The 20,842-nt window shown below is 42.3% G+C and carries 18 protein-coding genes and 1 tRNA gene; 13 read left to right on the plus strand and 6 right to left on the minus strand.

Annotation, left to right across the window (positions count from 1 at the left end; translation table 11 throughout):
* Positions 1-9: 9 nt before the first annotated feature.
* Positions 10-882 carry a hypothetical protein gene (locus ABIS22_03520; GenBank protein ID MEO7740958.1) on the minus strand — a complete coding sequence of 291 codons (873 nt, stop codon included), beginning with the start codon at positions 880-882 and terminating at the stop codon, positions 10-12.
* Between the two features lie 176 nt (positions 883-1,058).
* A complete protein-coding gene (locus tag ABIS22_03525) occupies positions 1,059-1,544 on the minus strand; it encodes a hypothetical protein (GenBank protein MEO7740959.1) in 486 nt (161 codons plus the stop codon).
* A gap of 92 nt (positions 1,545-1,636) precedes the next feature.
* Between ABIS22_03525 and ABIS22_03530 the strand changes: the two genes are divergently transcribed.
* Entirely contained in the window at positions 1,637-2,677 is a 1,041-nt protein-coding gene (locus ABIS22_03530; protein ID MEO7740960.1) for a bifunctional phosphoglucose/phosphomannose isomerase, read from the plus strand.
* Between the two features lie 10 nt (positions 2,678-2,687).
* On the opposite strand, the gene ABIS22_03535 is transcribed toward ABIS22_03530, so the two are convergent.
* From ABIS22_03535 to ABIS22_03545, 3 genes are read right to left on the minus strand one after another with little or no spacing between them, the layout of a single operon-like run.
* A complete protein-coding gene (locus ABIS22_03535) occupies positions 2,688-3,269 on the minus strand; it encodes a hypothetical protein (GenBank protein ID MEO7740961.1) in 582 nt (193 codons plus the stop codon).
* Positions 3,270-3,296: 27 nt separating this feature from the next.
* A complete protein-coding gene (locus ABIS22_03540; GenBank protein MEO7740962.1) occupies positions 3,297-4,529 on the minus strand; it encodes an ABC transporter permease in 1,233 nt (410 codons plus the stop codon).
* Positions 4,529-5,377 (minus strand): ABC transporter ATP-binding protein, encoded by an 849-nt coding sequence (locus ABIS22_03545; protein ID MEO7740963.1) that lies wholly within the window; start codon positions 5,375-5,377, stop codon positions 4,529-4,531. The genes ABIS22_03540 and ABIS22_03545 overlap by 1 nt, the downstream gene beginning before the upstream one ends.
* A gap of 83 nt (positions 5,378-5,460) precedes the next feature.
* Here ABIS22_03545 and ABIS22_03550 point away from each other — a divergent pair.
* Positions 5,461-5,550, plus strand: a tRNA-Ser gene (locus ABIS22_03550).
* A 95-nt stretch (positions 5,551-5,645) separates the two neighbouring features.
* Here the strand turns inward: ABIS22_03550 and ABIS22_03555 are convergent.
* Positions 5,646-6,308 (minus strand): maleylpyruvate isomerase family mycothiol-dependent enzyme, encoded by a 663-nt coding sequence (locus ABIS22_03555; protein ID MEO7740964.1) that lies wholly within the window; start codon positions 6,306-6,308, stop codon positions 5,646-5,648.
* Positions 6,309-6,704: 396 nt separating this feature from the next.
* Between ABIS22_03555 and ABIS22_03560 the strand changes: the two genes are divergently transcribed.
* From ABIS22_03560 to ABIS22_03610, 11 genes are all read left to right on the plus strand, one after another.
* On the plus strand, positions 6,705-9,110 hold the full coding sequence (locus ABIS22_03560) for a ribonucleoside-diphosphate reductase subunit alpha (GenBank protein ID MEO7740965.1): 2,406 nt from the start codon (positions 6,705-6,707) through the stop codon (positions 9,108-9,110).
* Between the two features lie 24 nt (positions 9,111-9,134).
* Positions 9,135-9,308 carry a hypothetical protein gene (locus tag ABIS22_03565; protein MEO7740966.1) on the plus strand — a complete coding sequence of 58 codons (174 nt, stop codon included), beginning with the start codon at positions 9,135-9,137 and terminating at the stop codon, positions 9,306-9,308.
* Positions 9,309-9,327: 19 nt separating this feature from the next.
* Complete coding sequence (locus ABIS22_03570) at positions 9,328-10,368, plus strand: ribonucleotide-diphosphate reductase subunit beta (GenBank protein ID MEO7740967.1); 1,041 nt, start codon at positions 9,328-9,330, stop codon at positions 10,366-10,368.
* Positions 10,369-10,442: 74 nt separating this feature from the next.
* A complete protein-coding gene (locus tag ABIS22_03575) occupies positions 10,443-11,732 on the plus strand; it encodes a hypothetical protein (GenBank protein ID MEO7740968.1) in 1,290 nt (429 codons plus the stop codon).
* Between the two features lie 114 nt (positions 11,733-11,846).
* Positions 11,847-13,436, plus strand: coding sequence for a CTP synthase (locus tag ABIS22_03580; protein MEO7740969.1), 1,590 nt, complete (start codon positions 11,847-11,849; stop codon positions 13,434-13,436).
* A gap of 71 nt (positions 13,437-13,507) precedes the next feature.
* Positions 13,508-14,590, plus strand: coding sequence for a hypothetical protein (locus ABIS22_03585; GenBank protein ID MEO7740970.1), 1,083 nt, complete (start codon positions 13,508-13,510; stop codon positions 14,588-14,590).
* A 47-nt stretch (positions 14,591-14,637) separates the two neighbouring features.
* Complete coding sequence (gene argS / locus ABIS22_03590; GenBank protein ID MEO7740971.1) at positions 14,638-16,326, plus strand: arginine--tRNA ligase; 1,689 nt, start codon at positions 14,638-14,640, stop codon at positions 16,324-16,326.
* A gap of 55 nt (positions 16,327-16,381) precedes the next feature.
* Positions 16,382-16,789 carry an MscL family protein gene (locus ABIS22_03595; GenBank protein MEO7740972.1) on the plus strand — a complete coding sequence of 136 codons (408 nt, stop codon included), beginning with the start codon at positions 16,382-16,384 and terminating at the stop codon, positions 16,787-16,789.
* Between the two features lie 1,161 nt (positions 16,790-17,950).
* On the plus strand, positions 17,951-18,343 hold the full coding sequence (gene msrB, locus ABIS22_03600; protein ID MEO7740973.1) for a peptide-methionine (R)-S-oxide reductase MsrB: 393 nt from the start codon (positions 17,951-17,953) through the stop codon (positions 18,341-18,343).
* A gap of 707 nt (positions 18,344-19,050) precedes the next feature.
* Positions 19,051-19,590 (plus strand): oligoribonuclease, encoded by a 540-nt coding sequence (gene orn, locus ABIS22_03605; protein ID MEO7740974.1) that lies wholly within the window; start codon positions 19,051-19,053, stop codon positions 19,588-19,590.
* Between the two features lie 18 nt (positions 19,591-19,608).
* A complete protein-coding gene (locus ABIS22_03610) occupies positions 19,609-20,838 on the plus strand; it encodes a CapA family protein (GenBank protein ID MEO7740975.1) in 1,230 nt (409 codons plus the stop codon).
* Positions 20,839-20,842: the final 4 nt, after the last annotated feature.

The raw sequence follows: 20,842 nt of genomic DNA on the forward strand, positions 1-20,842 counted from the left end.
GGTGTAGTGCTATTTCCAGTAGCCAACACTCCTATCGTGGGCAAAGAGAGCACCTACGCCACTGGCGGCAGCGATTGCAATTCCACCAAGAGCTTGTGCACAACTATCTGATAGCGCAGAGTAGAATGTTTCTACAGCTGCTCCGCCGCTAATTGCAATAAGGCCATACGACGCAAGTTTCGATACCAGACGGATTCTACGTTCTTTAGGCGCTAACACGACTTGAGGGCTACTCTCTGCTATAACGTGCGGAATCTCTTGTTTCGGAGGTAAGGGTACAGGACTTGGGGCAGGAGTGATAACTCCCACTGGGATTATTGCTGGTTTTGTAACTGGCGGTGCAAGGACTCGCTGAAACAAGGTGAGAAGCTGTTGCTTGTATTGACCATCTAGCACCATAACACCACTTGGATAATATTTTTCACCCTTCGGTATCTGTGTATAAGCCGCGTTAACTATAGCGGTTACATTAGGAATCGCATTGAGTTTGATACCAATCGGCTGCGCATAAGTGGCAGATGCAGTACTTCCTTGACTTGGCTTTTGAGCCGGAAAAACTAAATATTCTTCTGGTAACTCTGACATTAGGCGTCTCAAGGGAGTATACTGGGTATAGTCAGCTCGTAAGGAACTGTAAGTTGTGACGGCTTTTTCTATGCCACCATTACGATCCAGAATATCCTCTACGAAATCCGAACTATGCTCAATAGGGTCCAGTGCGAACTCTGGCAGCACACGCGACACGTCGTAGCTACCGTCGACGTGTTGTACGTCACTGCTATAGGTAAAAACAGAACCACTGCGTGCGGCTGTATCACATAATTCACCCAATACATCTTCAAAATAGGGTGCTTGGGTGTCGTGGCTGGGCATAGAATTCATATAACTTATAATACACTATTAACTATATACTGTCAATTTATGTTAAAGGGCACTAAATCTAATTAGTGATCTACGCTAGTTCATAACGGTGCCCGCGAGCAATCGCGGGCCTTTCCATTTGAGTATATGAAACCCCCGATATAATCGGGGGTTTCAATAAATACGGGGGATCTATGTTAGGTAATTGGCTGTGCTGCGGTACCTGATAAGTAGTCAATTTCTTTTATGATATCAAGTAGTGCTTGTGCGCGACGTGCCTCGTCAGTAATAGCTCGTGCAGAAGCATATGCTGATGGAATCAAGGCTTTATCGTCAGTTGATCGTATAAGGAGAAGGTAAGTGTCAAACTTTTCTTCTGGTGAAACATCAAGTTTATCGACAAGTGGTCGTAACTCGTTTAAAGCTTCTTTTTTAATACTATCAAGAGATCCGTCAGCTGGCGGCATTGGGATAACTGGCTCCGGCATTGTTGGAGCCATGATTGGCTCCGCAATTGGATCTGGCATTACAACTGGCGCTGGGCTCATAAGAGGTGTTTCCTCAAGTTGTAGGCCACTACTTCCGAGCTGTGACTCGTCGGTTTGCTGGCTGACCCCAGCTAATACTTTAGCTAGTTCTTGATCGTCGCTGATTGATTGCTGCTCTACTGGTTTAATATCCATGACCCACCTCTGACATTAGTACTTATGCTTCTTTACTAAATACTGTATCATAGTAGTAGTCGGGCTCGCAAGTAGTCTAGGTGGGAGAAAATATGTTAGATGATGCAAATGTACTAAAGTCGAGAGACCCTGAGGATACACTTCAGGTCGCCTCAAGCCAGTTCCAGCAATCAAGTTATCCGATGCAGGTTATTCATGGAGAAAACGATGGAAGGGATATTACTCGAGTCGTGGTTGCTGGTATGGGCGGATCAGCTTTGGCAGCCCTACTCCTTAAGACTTGGCTTAAAAATGAGCTTCAAGTCCCTTTTGAAATCGTAAGAACCTATGACTTACCAGACTATGTTGATTACAATACACTTGTCATCGCAAGCAGCTACTCAGGCAATACTGAAGAAACATTGCGAGCACTTAACGATGCCCGCGGTCGAAATGCTCAAGTTGCGATTATTACATCTGGTGGTAAACTTCAGGAACTTTCAGAAGAACACTCAATCGCTGCCGTATTAACGCCGGGCCATCTGCAGCCTCGAATGGCTGTTATATACGGGTTACGAGCTCTTGTTGCTGTATTGGCTCGATTTAATGTTGTGAGATATGATCATTTTGGCGAAATAGCTGATCTTGCTGATTGGTTGCACGACGAATCTAGTCAGTGGGGAAGTGAGATTAGCACTGATAAGAATTACGCAAAACAATTAGCATTACTTTCTGTTGGCAAAACACCTGTATTTTATGGTGGTGCATTAACTGCGCCGGTCGCGTATAAATGGAAAATTAGTTGGAATGAGAATGCAAAGAATCTTGCATTTTGGAATGAGTATCCAGAGTTTAATCACAACGAATTCATAGGGTGGACGTCTCATCCCATCGAAAAGCCATTTGTTATTTTTGACCTTATTTCCCACCTAGAAGATAGTCAGATCTTAAAACGTTTTGCAATCAGTGATAAGCTACTTAGTGGGCTACGTCCAAAAGCAAATACCGTATCACTCAAGGGAGATACGCTTATTGCACAACTACTATGGGCAAGTATCCTCGCGGACTTTGTTAGTATTTATGTCGCCATCTTAAATGCTGTTGATCCTGCTCCGGTAGTGATTATTGAGAAACTTAAAGCCGAACTAGCTTAAGTCAGTTTCGTTAAAAACTTTTAGGGCTGACTTTGAGCCATTTTGTCAGTCCTATTTGTATGAGTAGCAGTGTGAACGAAAAAATACCAAGACTTGCAGCAATGAGCATCACGATATCATAAGGCAGGCCTGGTCCAACAAGAAAGCAAAGAGCTGCAATGACTATTGGGATAATAGACAGTGCTATCTTCACATCGAGCATAATGCGAGCTGTCAGCCACTGCCGTTTTTTAGGTGTGAGCTTTACGTGATGGCTAATAACGGGAACTATATATTCAGTCGCGCTTTTCGTCATTTTTTCACCTACACTCCCAACTGTCGCCGGTAGCTTTAAAAGTAAATAAACTGTTGCAGCGATAATAAAGATTGTCACGCCAATCACAATAGCTATGAGAATAACTGAAGGTGGTCCGGTTGCGGGCACGTGCTGAATTGGTTGAGTATTTTGAGGAGTGGTCTGGAGTGTCCCAGCAAATTGAACAATTCCAGGTAGGTAGGGAAGTGATGACCATAGCCACTGAATCATGATAGCAATATAAAATAGCGCACCAGTAATGCTAACGAGGATATGTTTTTCACGCTGAACGGGCATAGCTATAGAATACCAGAAGCACAGCTATTAGTGATACTGCCTAAGAGATTCAATCGGATCTTTACGAGCAGCCCGAATAGCTGGGTATAGACCAAAGATTCCACCAATAATAACCGATATACCAAGTGCTATAGCAGCTATCTGCCATGTAAATGCAGGATCAAAGGTCAAAAGACTGCTACTTATGACGAATGCTAAAATATATCCAAAAATATATCCAATCACTCCGCCAAGAAGGCTCATGATGAGTGCTTCAATCATAAATTGGCCGATAATATTACTATTACTTGCTCCGACTGCTTTACGTAGTCCGATTTCACGGGTTCTTTCGGCGACATTTACTAACATTATATTCATAATTCCAATACCACCTACAACGAGTGAGATGCTAGCAATTGCGGTCGTGACACTACTTATCATAAAAAATAGCTGGCTTGTCGGCTCGGCAATTTCTTTGCCAGATAGAATTGTGTAATCGTTTTGACCAGCATGATTCTTAGCAAGTGATTGATTTATTTCATGAAGTGCAGCTGGTAGGTCTCCGACGGTCTTAGCACGAATGTTGATCTGCTGTATCTGAGCAGTGCCACGATTTAAAGACTTGCCACTTTCAAGACTGATGATAGCAGCATGGTCAAAATCAATATTATTGAAATTGATTGGATCATTTGCACGCTTTAGAATGCCAATAACAGTGAATGTTTGATCTCGAATAGTAAAACTACGCCCAATAGAGTTATCAGTACCAAATAGATCAATTGAAAGTTGATTGCCAATAACTGCAGTATCACGATTTGTCACACTATCTATAAATTGACCATCTCGCATAGAAATATTCGCTATTGAAATAAGCTGAGGATTTGAGGCTATGATTGGCGTATTGGTGGGTGCCGTCTTGTCAGCTTTGACTGTGCCATTAATAATCATGATAGGGGAGGCAGCTGCAACATGTGGCAGTTCGCTCATATCCTGGACGTCACGCTCAGTAATTGTACTGGTTGCAAAACCCTGGTAGGGACTCGGATTAGTGAGATCACTCACATCCTTATTAGGCGTGCCTGGACGAACAACTGCGACATTGCCACCAAGAGCATCAACCTGGTTTGTCACAACTTTTGTTATACCATCACTGAGTGACAGTATGAGCGTCATGCTTGCAATACCAATGCTAATGCCGAGTATAGTAAGGATTGTACGCATTCTAGTTGCGCGGAGTGATTGTTTCGCATTACGTATATGATCAATAAGAAGAAAACGCATTATTTTTTTGTCCTCTGTTTGCGTTTTTTTGCTGCTTTTTTCTTCGGCTTCGTTACTTTTACGGGTGCAACAACTTGAGTTAGTTCGACAGGTGCTTGATGTTGATGGGCTCCGAGAGGAATCTTCTCAGTTTTTGACTCAAATCGAACAGTTATTTTCGTGTCACTGTCTATTTTACCGTCGAGCATTTTGATTACTCGACTTGCATATGTCGTAAGGGCGGGGTTGTGCGTCACCATAATAATCGTATTACCACGTTTATGTAGCTCCGACAGCTCTTCCATGATAACGTGACTCGACCTGGAGTCAAGGTTACCGGTTGGCTCATCAGCCAAAATAATCGAAGGATTATTTACAAGCGCGCGGGCAATAGCCACACGCTGGGTTTGTCCTCCAGATAGTTGCCATGGCATGTAGTATTCACGCTCACCTAAATGAAACGTTTTTAATATATCACTTGCCATTTTAAGTCGTTTTGTACGGTGAATACCTTTATATGTCAGTGGAAGGGCAACATTTTCTATAACATTAAGCCTTGAGACAAGGTTGAAGCTTTGAAAAACAATGCCTATTTGCTGACTACGAATACGGGCATGGCGGTTTGTACTAAGGTTTTCAATCGATGTTCCATCTAGTAAGTAGTCGCCTTCATTAGAACGATCGAGTAATCCGAGGATATTAAGCAGTGTTGTTTTGCCGCATCCGCTAGGACCCATTACAGCAATAAATTCACCCTTTTCGATCGTAAGATCAATTGATTCAAGTACAACATTCTCCGCATCACCTACACCAAAGCGCTTTGTGAGCGCACGCAGTTCTATAACTGGTGTGGTAGGCGTAGTTGGCATTTCATCTATTATAATGACCTTGTATGCATTCCCGCAACCTCTAAGCTGGAGTGTTATATACAACTGGTATAATAGATCGTACTGGAGAGATGGCCGAGTGGTTGAAGGCGCACGCTTGGAAAGCGTGTATGGCAGCAATGTTATCGCAGGTTCGAATCCTGTTCTCTCCGCCAATTTGAATTTATACTTCCAAACAGTCTTATGTTATATGATACTTCGGTTTTTATAATGTACTACTTCAGTGCAGTAAAACCGGATATAACTCTTATTATTTCAATCTACTTTTTAGTACTTTTGAACCTTCTCCTTGAAGATTGTTTATTCTAGCCATTCTTCCAACTGCGGCAAGTAATATGTCTTCGGCTGTACCAATAACCTCCTTTCCAGCACCCTTAGACATATTCAAATCCGTTAATACGAACTTTAACCCACTTAGTCTTGCGGCAAGCCCTGTTATTTTTTCACCAAAATTATACTCACTCGGCTCCCAGTGTGAGAAAACTAATTGAAGTGAGTTGGGATTCATCGCTTTAGTTTGGCCGAGCGCTATGCGGATATCTTGTTCATGAACAAGTAGGTCGACTAAAACATTCATAGTAGGCACAGAAGAGGGCTTAATTCGTTCATCGATCATTAGCCGGAACTGGTCCAGTAGACTCTCTGTTGAACTTCTGCCCAGGCTTAATGCTGTCCGTTTCATAAATTCATTAACCCTGAAACCACTCCGTACAAAGTCTTTCCATGAAGTGCGAGCGGTATAATGGTACTCGAGTATAAGATGAGCAAGCACATCTCTGACTTTCCAACCTACACATAAAGATTCTTGATTCCATTGTTCGTTGGTTAGAGTCTCTAAATAGGCAAGTAGTTGAATTCTAGACTGCTTGACGTGATTCCAAACAATTGCATCTTTTGATGTAGTAAACATCATATAAGTATATAGGAAATGACAATACGTAATGAAGCACTGTAGCATTACTTATTAATAACTCCTTGAAACGAATACTAATGATAAATAGTGTATTTTATACAAAATAACACCACATGTAGCGTTGTAAATAAGAAACACGACACTATCATGGTTGTCTAAAGTGTTACATGATAGCAATTATGCTTGTAGTTAAAAAAACATGAGTAAAATGCTTGAAAACCACACATATAGGGTTTATTATTCTATACAGACACTACATACGTAGTAGTTCAACAAAAACACACATTTAGCAAGGAGGGTATCCAGTCAGCTATGCTGATATTTTTCTTGCACCACTTTGGGAGGTGGTTGTGATACATAAATAACTTCATTAAAAAGTAGCATAGGGGAATCAGGATGAGTCAAATACAAGTGGTAAAACGCGACGGCACCCGCGAACCATTCGACGCCAACAAGATTAACTTGGCACTCGTTAAGGCAAGTGAAGGTCTTCCGGACCAGATTAGCAAAGTTGTTCAAGTGGCAACTGAGCTGCAGCTTACACTATTCGATGGTATTACAAGTGAGCAACTCGATGAAGCTGTTATTCACACCGCTCTTCAAAATGTTAAAGACGATCCAGATTTTGACACAATCGCTGCGCGTCTTCTTCTTAAGAATATTTATAAAAATATTCTTGGTAATTATGAGACCGAAGCAGAACTTAAAAAATTACATGAGCAAAAATTCGCTGAGTATATCAAAAAAGGCGTAAAAGATGGCCTTCTTGATATTCGTATGGGAAGCAAACTATATGATCTCAAAAAACTTGCTGCTGCCCTTGATCCATCACGGGATAACCTTAGTAAGTATCTTGGTGTTATTACCAATAAGAACCGCTATGCACTCCGTAAGCAAAGTGGTGGGCCTATCGAAGTTCCACAGTTCACTCACATGCGTATTGCAATGGGTTTGAGCTTCAATGAAAAAGATCCTACTGCTGCGGCGATCGATTTTTACCGTCATATGTCAAACCTCGATTACGTTCCTGGTGGTTCAACTCGAGTTAATGCTGGAGGATCTTTTCCGCAGCTCTCTAATTGCTTTCTTCTTGAAGTCCAGGATGATATGGAGTCTATTGCAAAAGGTGTTCGTGATGTTATGTGGATTGCAAAGGGAACTGGTGGTATCGGTATTAGCCTTAATAAACTTCGCGCCGCTGGTAGCCCAGTTAAAACAACAAATACTGAATCAACTGGTCCAATTCCATTCATGAAAATGATAGATACTGCACTTTTTGCAGTTAGTCGCAAAGGTAAAAAAGCTGGTGCTGCTGCGCTTTACATGGAAAACTGGCACCTTAACTTCCCACAGTTTCTTGATCTTAAGCAAAACTCTGGCGATCCATATCTTCGTACTCGCTTAGCTAATACGGCTGTATTCCTCAGCGACGAATTTATGAAACGAGTTCAAAAAGATCAAGATTGGTATATGTTTGATCCAGCTGAAGTGTCTGATCTTCCTGAACTATACGGTATGGAGTTTAGTAAACGTTTTGCTGAATACATTAAAAAAGCTGAAGCAGGTGAGATGCGTGAATTTAATAAAATCAGTGCACGTGAACAGTTCCGCCAGATTTTGACAGTTCTTCAAGCAACATCACACCCATGGTTAACATGGAAAGACACAATTAATGTTCGTGCGCTAAACAATAACACATCAACAATTCATCTTAGTAATCTTTGTACTGAAATTACACTTCCACAAGATGCTGACAACACCGCCGTTTGCAACCTTGTCAGTATTAACTTATCAGCACACTTAAAAGCAGATAAAACGTGGGACTGGGATCGTTTATCATCAAGTACTCGTAGTGCGATTCGTCAGCTCGATAACCTATGTGATATTACAAATACACCAATCCCTGAAGCTATGTTTTCGAACCAACAAAACCGTGCGCTTGGGCTAGGTATAATGGGCTTTACGGATGTTATCGAAAAGCTCGGTCATAGTTACGAATCAGAAGAATCATACGATCTTATGGATCAATTAACTGAGTTCATTAGTTTCAATGCGATCGATGAGTCAGCAGATATGGCAAAAGAATTAGGAAGTTACCCACGCTTCAAGGGAAGTGGGTGGAGCAAGGGTATTCTCCCTATCGATACTGTCGATGAACTCGCAGCTGACCGTAAAGTAAAAGTCGATGTTACTCGTAAGACTCGACTCGATTGGGAAAAACTGCGCGCAAAAGTTAAAAAAGGCATGCGAAATGCAACACTTATGGCTATCGCACCAACAGCAAACATTGCTCACATTGCTGGAACAACACCAGGTATTGATCCTCAGTTTGCACAGATCTTCAGCAGATCGACACTAAACGGAAAATTTCTTGAAGTGAATACAAACTTAGTTCGGGATCTTCGTGAACTTGGACTCTGGGATGAAGTCAAAGAAGATGTTCTGCGACTTCAGGGAGATCTAACAGAGATCGCCGTCATTCCGCAGCACGTAAAAGATGTCTATAAAACTAGTTTTCAGCTCAGCCCATACGCATTTATCGAAGTCGCAGCTCGGGCACAAAAATGGGTTGACCAAGCGATTTCACGCAATATGTACCTTGAAACCCGAAACATTGACGACATGGTAGAGGTTTATACGACCGCATGGAAAAAAGGGTTGAAGACGACATACTATCTGCACGTAAAGCCTCGGCATCAAGCCGAACAAAGTACAGTCAAGGTGAATAAAGCCGAGACGAGTAGCGGGGGAGCGCGCAGAGCAGGATTCGGATTTGCAAAGAAACAAACAACTAACGTATAGCAATCAAAATAGGGGGATAACACAATGAACGCATCACAAATCATCACAGAAGATATGACACTTGAAGAAAAATTAGCTGCAATTGATCAGGCTATGGCAAATGCTCAGGAGCAAGCCAACGAAGAAGCCGCATCTCGTGGTACATTCGCCGCACCACTCGATCCAGCAGATTTAACAATGTGTGAAGGTTGCCAGTAATTTTAATAAGGAGAACATTATGCCAGGAATTTTAGGAACAGGTATCCAAGACGGACTTTTACTTAAACCAATCCATTACCAGTGGGCAATGGATCTCTATGATCAAGCAGTAGCAAACACGTGGTTTCCAAACGAAATTCAGTTAGGACAGGATCTTGCTGACTGGAAGAAGATGAGTGATGAAGAGCGACATGCACTAACGTTTCTTATGAGTTACTTTAATCCAAATGAACTACTAGTTAATAAGGCGTTAGCTTTTGGTGTCTATCCATATGTTAATGCTGCAGAGTGTCACCTTTACCTCGCAAAGCAAATGTGGGAAGAAGCAAACCACTGTATGTCATTTGAGTATGTACTTGAGACATTCCCAATTGATCGTGAAATGGCTTACGCTGCACACGTAGAGACCCCTTCAATGGCGAGAAAAGAAGAGTTTGAGACGAAGTTCATCCGACGTATGACGGAAGATACACTCGATATCGCGACAACCGAAGGTAAGAAAGACTTTGTCCGTAACCTGGTCGCATACAATATTATCCTTGAGGGTATTTGGTTCTACAGTGGATTCATGGTGGCTTTATCATTCCGCCAGCGTAACTTACTGCGTAACTTCGGAAGTCTCATCGACTGGGTTGTACGTGATGAATCACTTCACCTTAAGTTTGGTATCAATTTGATTCTCACTGTTCTTGAAGAGAACGAAGATCTTCAAACAGAAGAATTTGCAAATGAGATCAAACAGATGATTCTTGATGGCGTCGAAATGGAAGAAGCATACAATCGTGATCTTCTACCAAACGGCATCCTTGGACTTAACAGTGACTACATTAACCAGTACGTAAGGTATTTAGCCGATCGTCGCCTAGAAGAGCTTGGCTTTGAAGCGCACTATAAAGTTTCCAATCCAGCTAAGTGGATGGCAGCAGCAAATGACACACTCGAGCTTGTTAACTTTTTTGAAAGCACTAACACGAGCTACGAAGTTAATTCAGGTGGTGGCTCAAGTTCAAAGGCGCCAAGTCTTACTCCAGCCGGACATCACGAAGAAGAAAAATTCTAGAATACTTTCAAGAAGAGCTATGCATTTCAAAGATTACTATACATACTATAGTAATTAAGGTGTATACTTAGTATATGAAAACAAAACTTCTCATTTTTGGAATTACAGGTGATCTCAGTACCCGTAAGCTACTTCCAGCCCTTGAGCAAATTATCAGTACAGGTGATTTTGATGACCTATCTGTCATAGGTGTTTCACGTAGGGAAGTAAATATTCCAGAACTACTCCAGGGCTCACTTGGCAAAACCGATCTTGTAGATAAAATCTCTATTTTTTCGATGGATCTTGCTAAGAAGTCTGATTACTTACGTTTAAATGAATTTGTTAATCTTGGTGATGATGAACAACTCATAACGTATCTGTCAGTTCCGCCTTCGGCAGCAACAGCGATAGTGGATTTTATGGGTGAAGCTGGGATGAATACCCCTAATGTGAAGATTCTTTTCGAAAAACCCTTTGGCGTTGACCTTAGCTCTGCAAAAGATGTTATTGCACGAACCGAGCGTTTCTATAAAGAAGATCAGCTTTACCGTATTGATCACTATCTTGCAAAAGAAATGGCCCAAAATATAATTGCATTTCGAGGTGGTAACGCACTCTTTAGCCATATTTGGAATAATAATTTCATAGAGTCAATTGAAATTATAGCCAGCGAAAAAATTGGCATTGAAGGGCGGACCCAGTTTTACGAACAAACCGGTGCACTGCGGGATGTTTTACAAGGCCATCTGATGCAACTTCTTGCGCTGACACTTATGGATATAACTAAAGAATTTAAATGGGATAGTGTACCCGAGCATCGGCTTGCGGCATTGTCACAGCTACAACTTGCTGATCCAGCCAAGGCTACTCGTGCTCAATACGAAACTTATCAAAAAGAAGTTGAGAATCCAGGTAGTACTACTGAGACGTTTGTTTCTGTCCAACTGACGTCCACTCAACCACGATGGCTTGATGTCCCAATAACTCTCACAACTGGTAAAGCACTTTCTGAAAAGACAACTGAAGTTCGGATTCATCTCAAGAAGATGCACGATGCTCAAAGCAACTGTATTATTTTTCGCATCCAACCTAATGAAGGCATAGACATTGAGTTGTTTACGAAAAAGCCAGGTTATGATCGACAATTTGAAACGCGTAATCTGAGCTTTGACTACGCTGCAGACGTCAAGCTTCCCGATGCTTATGAACAGGTGTTAGTTGATGCGATTAATTCACGAAAGAGTCTTTTCACAAGTAGTGGTGAAGTTATTCGAAGTTGGGAAATTCTCGAGCCTGTTCAACAAGCCTGGATGATGGATGACCATATGATTGTATATAAGAATGGTGCAGAGTATCTCGGAAACGGGAAGTTTAACAAGTAAGCGAAGTTCCGCATATTGCTATATGTAGGATAGTGAAAATACTACAACACTCCATATATAGCGTTTTAGGCCTATATGATGCTACAATGAAGTTCCATGGAGACATTGCATCACATGGATAAAAAACAGAAATATATATTTGTAACTGGGGGTGTCCTTTCTGGGGTAGGAAAGGGAATCACAGCAGCTAGTATCGGGGCAGTACTACAATCTCAAGGTGCCGATGTTTCGGTTCAAAAATGTGACCCGTATCTTAACGTAGATGCGGGCCTTTTGAATCCTGCAGAGCACGGTGAATGCTTTGTCACAAAAGACGGAGCGGAGACCGATCTTGATCTTGGACATTATGAACGATTTCTTGATATTGAACTAACTCAAAAATCTGCAACTCTTTCAGGACGTCTGCTCCGCGATCTTATCGCCGACGAGCGAGCGGGCAAGTTCGGTGGTAAGACTGTCCAGTTAGTTCCCCATCTGACAGCTGCTATTCAAAGAGATATTGAAAAGGCTGCAAAAGGTAGCGATGTTCATTTTGTCGAAATCGGAGGAACAGTTGGTGATTATGAAGCGCTTAGTTTTATTGAAGCAATTCGTGAGTTTAGTCGAAAAGTAGGACGGAGCAACTGTTTATTTATTCATGTAGTTTACGTGCCTTTTATTGGTTCAAGTAAAGAATTTAAAACAAAACCTGCTCAAAACGCACTTAATGATCTTCGTGGGTTTGGCATTGTACCTGATGTCGTTGTTGTTCGTACCGACGCTGTTGCGCCAAAAAGTATTGCAGCTAAGATTGCAATGTTTGGCGGAGTTGCGGACGAGGCAGTTATTTTGATGCCAAATGTTGATACAGTTTTTCGGATTCCAATGATCATAGCTGAGTCTGGTCTCCAGCAAGTTCTTGATAATTTTACTGGTTTTACAAAAAAACCAAATCTTAAAAAATGGGAAAGAATGATCGAAGCACAGAATAAGAAACACGATCAAATTGTCAGAATTGGAATGGTTGCAAAGTATCTCGACAATGAAGATACGTATATATCTGTTATTGAAGCACTTAAGGCCGCCGCTTGGCAGGAGAGTGTCGGGCTGAATCTTGTTTGGATCAATGCTGAGACGGCCACGAATGAAGAGTTTGCTGCCGTTGACGGTATCGTGGTTCCTGGTGGTTTTGGCAGCAGAGGGATCGAGGGTAAGGTAGCAGCAGCAACGTATGCTTTAGAGACGGGCTCACCTTATCTAGGACTCTGCTTAGGTCTTCAAGTTGCAGTTATTGCGGCTGCACGTAGGAGTGGTCTTAAAAGAGCTAATAGCACTGAGTTTGATCCATTGACTAAACAAAACGTTGTTTATTTGATGAATGGCCAAGAAGGTATGGAGTCTACTGGAGGCACGATGCGCCTAGGTGATTATCCAGCAAAGCTAAAAAAAGACTCAAAAGTAGCAAAAATTTACGGCGAGACATCAATTACTGAACGACATCGTCATCGCTACGAAGTGAACCAAGCCTTTAAAGAATCAATTGAAGACGGTGGACTTGTTATAAGCGGTACATCACCAGACAGTAAATTAGTTGAATTCGTTGAAACAGCTGGTAAGGGTTATTTTACAGCAACGCAGGCTCACCCAGAGTTTCGTTCACGTCCAACTAAAGCACATCCACTTTTCGTAGGTTTACTTCGAGCTGCAAAAAAAGCTATACGATAGTAAACTCTTGCTTTTTTGTTAAACTTATGCTTAAATATGTTATAAGTAACATAAAATTATAAAACAAAAAAATGTCAGAAAAAATTTCAAAACCCCACCATGAATCGCTAGACACCTCATCAGAGTCCATTGAGACTATTGTTGAACGTGTTAGTCGCAACGATCTTAATGCACTTCACGAGCATTTTAAACGTCAGAACCAGGTAGAAATGGCCGCTAGACAGGATGAGGTTAATAGTGTTCGTAACGAAATTGAAGCAATTTTTACCGATACAACTATTCCGTCTGATGAGATTGGTCATGAAGCACCTGATGTACCCTCCTTCTCGGATAATACGCTCGATGAGCATATTCGGAGTAATGACCTAAGAGCGCTACAGGAAAAGTTTACTCGTCAAAATGGCAATAAAGTTCCTGATACAAACCCGGAAGGGAAGCAAAGCGAAGTTCTCGTAAGTGATACTATTTCTGAACATGAACCTGAAGGGGATTCTGAAACTTACGAGAGTATACCTGTCCCTATCTCTCAGTCTGTTGAGGATATTCAAGGTAAAATAACTAAAGAAGTTTCACGCACACCAAAATCACAAGAGACTGAGCTCACGATTCAACTCAAGAATCAACTCGAGGATTTTATCGAAAAAGTAAATTCAGCCGAGAAAAAAACAGAGCGACATGTCGATGAAGCGATTGATGAAGTTAAGTTCTTAAATAGACAAGTACGCGAAATTGTACAAGCTGGATACTCTCGAATGCCGAATGACGACCTTATGCGAAAATTTGGGTGGAAAATTGACGGAATTGTAGGTGCTGTCCTACGGGTAAGTCTCGCTGAGCTAAATTCATCTCAATTGGCATCTGAGTCTGCAGCTGTTGTTGATGGACGAACGGTTAATACTACTGAAATTCAAGATGATTTGCGGGATAAGCTACGTTTGGGTGCAATGAATTTACGACGTGATATTCAAACTAGTTCCGAGAATGCTTCTACGAGAGGAATTATCAATCGTCTTGATGCACTGCGAGCAGATGTCCGTACTGATGACCTTACGGATATAATGATGCAGTTAAATACGGTTGCTCGTTTGCTTGAAACTATTCAACCTTCATATGCTAAGAAAATTCGCACTCTACAAGAGAGTCTGGCTGCTTAACACTAACCGGTTAGCTGCTCATCTTTACCTCTGGTATAATAAATCTGATGGAACTCCAGATTGCACGTATAGTATCAGAATTATTTAACGTTGAAACGAACGTTGTTTTAACACGACCCGATATCCAGTTTGGGGATTATGCAACAAACGTTGCGTTACAGCTCGCAAAACCGCTTAACAAGAATCCACGTGAAGTAGCTGAAGAGCTTGCAGTAAAGCTTCGTGAAACCGGTACATTCACTGATGTTAGTGTCGCTGGTCCAGGATTTATTAATTTGCGCGTTACGTCTCGAAGTCTTGTGGACGTGCTAGAGAAAAACTGGAGCTCGACTTTTGGCGAGAATAACGATGGAGTAGGCAAAACTGTTGTTGTTGAATATCCTAGTCAGAACATGGCCAAGCCATATAGTATTGGCCACCTGCGGCCAGGCAATCAGGGTTGGGCTGCGAAGAAGCTGATGGAGGCGACTGGGTGGAACGTTATTACAGATAACCATCTTGGAGACTATGGGGCACCTTTTGGTATTTGGGTAGTTGGCTTTTTGAAGTTGAGTAGCGAAGCAGCACTGGAGAAAGATGGCGTATATGAACTAGGCCGTGTTTATATCTCAATGAAGAAGCTGCTTAAAGAAGAAGACGAAAAAGGTGAGTCTACGCTGCGCGATGAGGTGCAAAACTGGCTCTTAAAATTAGAAGCCAACGATATGGAAGCTGTTGAGTACAGTTCTAGGTTTAATTCTATTAGCCTTGATCATATTCATACTATTATGAAACGTCTTAAGATCTCGACTGATCATGAGCTTGGTGAGGCCTTCTTTGCTCCAAAAGGTAAAGAAGCAGTTCAAAAGCTTCTGACAGAAGGTATTGCAACGCAAAATCAGGACGGTTCAATAATTGTCCCACTTGATGAATACGGATTTGATGTACCTATGTTAGTTCAAAAGTCTAACGGAGCAGCCCTATATGCAACGACTGATCTTGCGACAATTTTGTACCGCGAGGACACCTGGCATCCGGATAGAGTTATCTATGTGGTTGGTTCTGAACAGCAGTTCCATTTTGCTCAGCTTTTTGCTGTAGCAAAAAAATTAAGTATTCACACTGAACTTATACACTTATGGTTTGGTATTATAGATCAAATTAATGATGATGGCACCCGCGAAAAAATGAGCAGTCGAAAAGGGGTAGTATTAATGGAAGAATTACTCGATACAGCTGAAGAAAAAGCCCGCGAAGTAGTATCTGGTCGAGAAATTTCTGATAGTGATATAACAAAGATTGCACTTGGCGCCGTAAAGTTTACTGACTTTGCAGCGGACAGGCGAACAAATATCTTATTTGATTGGAATAGTATCTTTGCCCTGACAGGTTTTTCTGGACCATATATTCAATATGCAGCTGTACGTGTGAACAAGATATTACGAGACAACGTAGACGATTATTCTGAAAAAGCCGGTAGCTACGACTATGAGCCTGAAAAAGCAGTTGTTGCTAAAATATTAGATTACCCAAATATTGTTCGCTTGGCAGCTCGTGATATTGAGCCTCATAAAATAGCAACGTATCTTTATGAGTTAGCCCGCGAGCTAAACAGATATTATGAACAAACACCGGTCGCGACAGGCGATGTTACGGGTGATCAAAAAGCAGCTCGCCTCAATCTCCTCGGTAAAGTGAGTCATGTTTTTACACATGGGCTTGATCTACTAGGGATAGAAGTTCCGTCACAGATGTAATGATATAATTACATCAAAAGTATGATTATAATTGATGTAAAAGGAGTATTTACTTATGACAGTTTCAAAAAAAGCGGCTGATAAGGCAAAAGAAAAAGCTATAGCCTTAAGAGGTAAAAGCACACATCATCTAAGCGGTTTTTCAGATTTTGTTCGTGAACAGGGTATTGTTGGTCTTGCAATTGGTCTTGCAGTTGGTGGTGCGGCAACAGTACTTATTAAGTCGCTTCTCGATAACGTTATTATGCCTCCAATCGGTTTATTACTTGGCTCCAGTGATGGACTAAAAGGTCTCGCATGGAAACTTGGTGAAAGTCGCAAAGACGGTAAGGTAGTTGATATTGTTCTTCACTACGGTTCTTTCCTTAATGATTTAATTAATTTTCTGATCATTGCTCTTGTTATTTATTTTGTTGTCCGAGTACTTGGCCTGGACAAGAAATTTGATAAGAAAAAAGAGTAATATGCCCCATTGTTATTATATAGTTAATGTTATATAATAATAAGGTTGCACGACTGTGTGCAACTTGGAGAGCTTATGCTCGGAACGGAGGACAGTGATGTCCAACGAAGAACCAGCTGTTCAGTTGCTCGATCCGAATGAGGGTCGGAGAACTGATCGCGTGTGCGTGTCACTCTTCCCTGAAGAGGGACCACGACGCGACCTCAGGCCGGGAAGTTTGAACCCGGACGACTGATCTCTTCAAGGGACAGAGCTGGCGCCGTAGGCGCCGCTCTGTCCCGACCAATTTTTGCATAATAACCCAGTAGTAGTATTGTTACGGGGTTTTATTATTAACGATTGATTATCTAAAGTTGACACCTGTTCACTTAAGTATTATGATATATGCATCAGCGCCAACCTTGGCACTGTGATAGTTTTGGAGGCGATAACGTATGGCCAAAAAAACATGGCTATATCGTGACGTACCGGTCCGTGTCAGTGCGACTGCGGATATCCCGCTGTTGTATCGATACGGCGCTCGGTTCAGCGATCATGTCCAGGCGGCAATCAACAGTGTTGATCTTTGGATCGACGGTAGCACGCCGACCCACCTGATCGATAGTTCGAGTGGTCTGTCGAAAATGCGCCCAATGGTTGTCCCTGTCGGGGGTGGGCGTGTTATCTGGGGAATCCACAAGGGCCACCATGCACGAACGGTACAGTTGTCACCATTCGTGCGCATGAGCAGCGTTCCGCTTACTTACAGCGTGACGTTGGAGCTGGCAGGGAACAACGTTCAGCCCTGGATCGTGCGTGCATACCCTGGATCATTCGCGCCACCACTTCCTTGGCAGATCTCTGCCAAGGACGCAGTTGGTGGACTGGATGCATGTAGGACTTTCTGGAGTCAGCACGCATACGTCTACTCCGCGAGTTTGGTCGCGGCCGAATCGGATCAAGCGCCGGCCTGGTATAGGAGAAGCCTCATGCGTCAGGCATGAGTCGACATCGGCCAGAACGCATCCTGTCATCCTTGTGACATAAAAATAAGGACGGTTTTAGGGAGCTCCGTTAAAAAGTTCCCAAAAACCATGAAGTCTTTGACACTATACGTTAATCGTATGATGAATTAATTTTTCATGGTATGTCATCTATAGGAAATAGTAGTAAAATAGGTATATGAATAAAACCGATCAAGAGTGGAAAGAAATTCTTACACCGGAGCAGTTTGCAGTTCTCCGTGATAAAGCGACAGAAGCACCGTTTAGTGGTGAGTATGATGGTCTTTTTGCTGACGGCGTGTATGCCTGTGCGGCATGCGGTCAGTTGTTGTTTGAAAGTGGAACAAAATTTGATGCACATTGTGGATGGCCAAGCTTTTACGATGCAAAACCAGGTGCAGTAGATTTCCATACCGACGATACTCTTGGTATGGCTCGAACTGAAGTAACGTGCGCAAACTGCGGAGGACATCTCGGTCATATCTTTGAAGGTGAGGGTCTTGATACACCAACTGATAAAAGATTCTGTATCAATTCACTCAGTCTTAAATTTGACCCTACTACTCTATAGGTAGAAGACTTCTCATGGTTATAAAAATATAGCACTTGTAAAAACACAAATAAGTGCTATTATAGCTTAGTTACCTTGAAGTATATGTTTTCCTTCTCAAGTCGTTATCGGATTGATAACGCCTTTAAAGGGAAAGTATATGACTTTTCCGGACCCAACCGAAGGGACGTACATTGTCACGACAGACGGTCAAAGAAAACAAAACTCCGCAGGTAGAAACCTACGAGGTCTGTGGTCATCAAGTCAGTGCAACGGAGCAGCGAGTCTTCAAAGCATTGAACTGCATGTCCACGGCCATGGCAGATGACATCGGGGGATGGTACGGAGCGAGGGTCGGCCTTCGCATGACGGACGTGGGTCCGGTGCAGTTCCGTGTAGCAGTTGAGAGGCTGCTCCAGCTCCAGATCATTGAGTTAAAGTACCGAGGGGTAGAACTCTGCGGCATGAAGATTCTGGTCTGAGCAGCCCGTGACACTGATCACTGCTTGTCTTTAACAAGACTGCTATATCGTCGAGATTGCGACATAAAACAATCCGGTCAAAATTCTTTCGACCGAAAATGGGTATCATACGCCCATAGCAAGAATCCCGCTAGAGGCGGGGAAGAAGTAGAAGCATATGCTCCTTCTCCCTGCCTCGCGGATACTACCCCTCTGATTAAGAGGGGTTTTCCATTTCCATACAGTATTGTTGTTACAATAGATATCATGACTAAAAAAGCAAAAATTTTATGGATGGACCTAGAAATGACAGGCTTAGATCCAGTCAAGGATCGTATCTTAGAAGTAGCAGTTATTGCTACCGATTGGGATTTTAATGAAATCGCGACATATACGGCAGTCGTTAAGGTTGGACCGCGACTTATGGCTAAGCGCATGAAAGTAGGAGCTGCATTTTGGGATGCAAATCCGGAAGCGCGCGATGGATTAGTTGATCAAAACAAAAATGGACTATCTGGCCGTACGGTAGAAAATGAATTACTTGATTTCATAAACGAACATTTCGATTCTGAAAAACCTGTACTACTTGGGGGTAATTCTATTCATCAGGATAGACGGTTTATCGTGAATGAGTGGCATAGACTCGATGTTCGTCTACACTACCGTATGTTAGATGTTACAGCATGGAAAGTGGTATTTGATGGTAAATTTGGAAAACGATTTACGAAACCCGAAGAACACCGTGCCCTTGAAGATATAAGAGGTAGTATCATGGAACTTAAGTATTATTTGACCAAGCTGAAATAATGCTACAATAGCAGTACTATGCTACCAATAAGGGCGCGTCGAAATCATAAAAGACTTCTATGGTTTGTAGTAGCCGTACTAATGATTTTGATAGCAACCGCGTTTGTTGTTATATTCTTCAATCAAAGTGTTCACACGCCTGAACAAAAAACTGTTACATCAAAATCAGAAGTAGTATCAAAACCTGTAGCCATATCGTCTAATATGCTTTTCATGGGAGATGTTTTTTGGGGCAGATATATAAATGATTGGTCACAAGCGAGCTCACTAAAAACTAGCTATCCATTTTCAAGACTCAGTGAATTTAACCGTATGAAATACGATGCTTGGATTGCTGACTTAGAATGTCCGTCGGTTAATGGCGTCAACATGACCAGCGCACAGGAAGACGCAACGCTGACATTTAATTGTTCGCCTGACTATCTTCCGGAAGCGGCTAAATGGTTCACTATTTTTGGTAACGCAAATAACCATAGTGATAATCAAGGTGGGATGGCTGGGCTCATTGAAACTCGTCAGCATCTCGAGCAGAATAAAATTCAATATTTTGGTAACTTTGACCCTGAGGTTCTAAAAGATGTATGTGAAGTGACAGCAATGCCAGTGACTATTTCACTCGATGATAAAACCACAAAAAAAGGTAGTCTTCCAGTAGCGATGTGTGGCTATCATGGAGTATTTAAGATTCCGTCTGCCGCTAGTCTTGCTGTTATGCAAGCATACGCAAAAGTGATGCCTGTGATCGCGTTTCCTCATTCAGGCCAGGAATACAAGACAGGGCCTGACCAAATTAAAACTGATCTATATAGATCCATGATAGATAACGGTGCGGATATGGTCATAGGAGATCATGCACACTGGATACAGAACAGTGAAAGCTATAAGGGACACCTCATTGTTTATTCCATGGGTAACTTTATATTCGACCAGCAGGACACGCCCGAAGTTGTACGCTCAGCTGCTATTAACGTTAATATGAAACTAGCAGCCAACGCCGACACTAGCCAACTTGATGCTTGGCTCAGAATCGGTAGCAGATGTGTAGCGTTCCAGGATGATTGTATGGCTCAAATTGCTAGTCAGGGGCTTAAGAAATTACAAGTAACATATGGGTTTGGGGTCGTTGGCAGTAATGATTCGGGTAAGATCGTAAAACCCGCAACACCCGACCAGCAAGAGGCAATACTGCAGCGTCTAAACTGGCAAAAAACGATGACCCAGTTGCAAGCCCCCTATAGTAGCCTGTAGACTG

This window comes from Candidatus Saccharimonadales bacterium (assembly GCA_039928925.1).
Lineage (GTDB): Bacteria > Patescibacteriota > Saccharimonadia > Saccharimonadales > Saccharimonadaceae > UBA6022.

What these genes read in the sequence shown, in the direction of transcription:
- ABIS22_03520 (MEO7740958.1), bottom strand. Translation starts at nt 882, where the DNA reads ATGAATTCTATGCCCAGCCACGACACCCAAGCACCCTATTTTGAAGAT.
- ABIS22_03545 (MEO7740963.1), bottom strand. Translation starts at nt 5,377, where the DNA reads ATGCCAACTACGCCTACCACACCAGTTATAGAACTGCGTGCGCTCACA.
- ABIS22_03535 (MEO7740961.1), bottom strand. Translation starts at nt 3,269, where the DNA reads ATGCCCGTTCAGCGTGAAAAACATATCCTCGTTAGCATTACTGGTGCG.
- ABIS22_03575 (MEO7740968.1), top strand. Translation starts at nt 10,443, where the DNA reads ATGAAAACAAAACTTCTCATTTTTGGAATTACAGGTGATCTCAGTACC.
- ABIS22_03555 (MEO7740964.1), bottom strand. Translation starts at nt 6,308, where the DNA reads ATGATGTTTACTACATCAAAAGATGCAATTGTTTGGAATCACGTCAAG.
- msrB (MEO7740973.1), top strand. Translation starts at nt 17,951, where the DNA reads ATGAATAAAACCGATCAAGAGTGGAAAGAAATTCTTACACCGGAGCAG.
- ABIS22_03540 (MEO7740962.1), bottom strand. Translation starts at nt 4,529, where the DNA reads ATGCGTTTTCTTCTTATTGATCATATACGTAATGCGAAACAATCACTC.
- ABIS22_03595 (MEO7740972.1), top strand. Translation starts at nt 16,382, where the DNA reads ATGACAGTTTCAAAAAAAGCGGCTGATAAGGCAAAAGAAAAAGCTATA.
- ABIS22_03610 (MEO7740975.1), top strand. Translation starts at nt 19,609, where the DNA reads ATGCTACCAATAAGGGCGCGTCGAAATCATAAAAGACTTCTATGGTTT.
- argS (MEO7740971.1), top strand. Translation starts at nt 14,638, where the DNA reads ATGGAACTCCAGATTGCACGTATAGTATCAGAATTATTTAACGTTGAA.
- ABIS22_03580 (MEO7740969.1), top strand. Translation starts at nt 11,847, where the DNA reads ATGGATAAAAAACAGAAATATATATTTGTAACTGGGGGTGTCCTTTCT.
- ABIS22_03570 (MEO7740967.1), top strand. Translation starts at nt 9,328, where the DNA reads ATGCCAGGAATTTTAGGAACAGGTATCCAAGACGGACTTTTACTTAAA.
- ABIS22_03585 (MEO7740970.1), top strand. Translation starts at nt 13,508, where the DNA reads ATGTCAGAAAAAATTTCAAAACCCCACCATGAATCGCTAGACACCTCA.
- ABIS22_03560 (MEO7740965.1), top strand. Translation starts at nt 6,705, where the DNA reads ATGAGTCAAATACAAGTGGTAAAACGCGACGGCACCCGCGAACCATTC.
- ABIS22_03565 (MEO7740966.1), top strand. Translation starts at nt 9,135, where the DNA reads ATGAACGCATCACAAATCATCACAGAAGATATGACACTTGAAGAAAAA.
- orn (MEO7740974.1), top strand. Translation starts at nt 19,051, where the DNA reads ATGACTAAAAAAGCAAAAATTTTATGGATGGACCTAGAAATGACAGGC.
- ABIS22_03525 (MEO7740959.1), bottom strand. Translation starts at nt 1,544, where the DNA reads ATGGATATTAAACCAGTAGAGCAGCAATCAATCAGCGACGATCAAGAA.
- ABIS22_03530 (MEO7740960.1), top strand. Translation starts at nt 1,637, where the DNA reads ATGTTAGATGATGCAAATGTACTAAAGTCGAGAGACCCTGAGGATACA.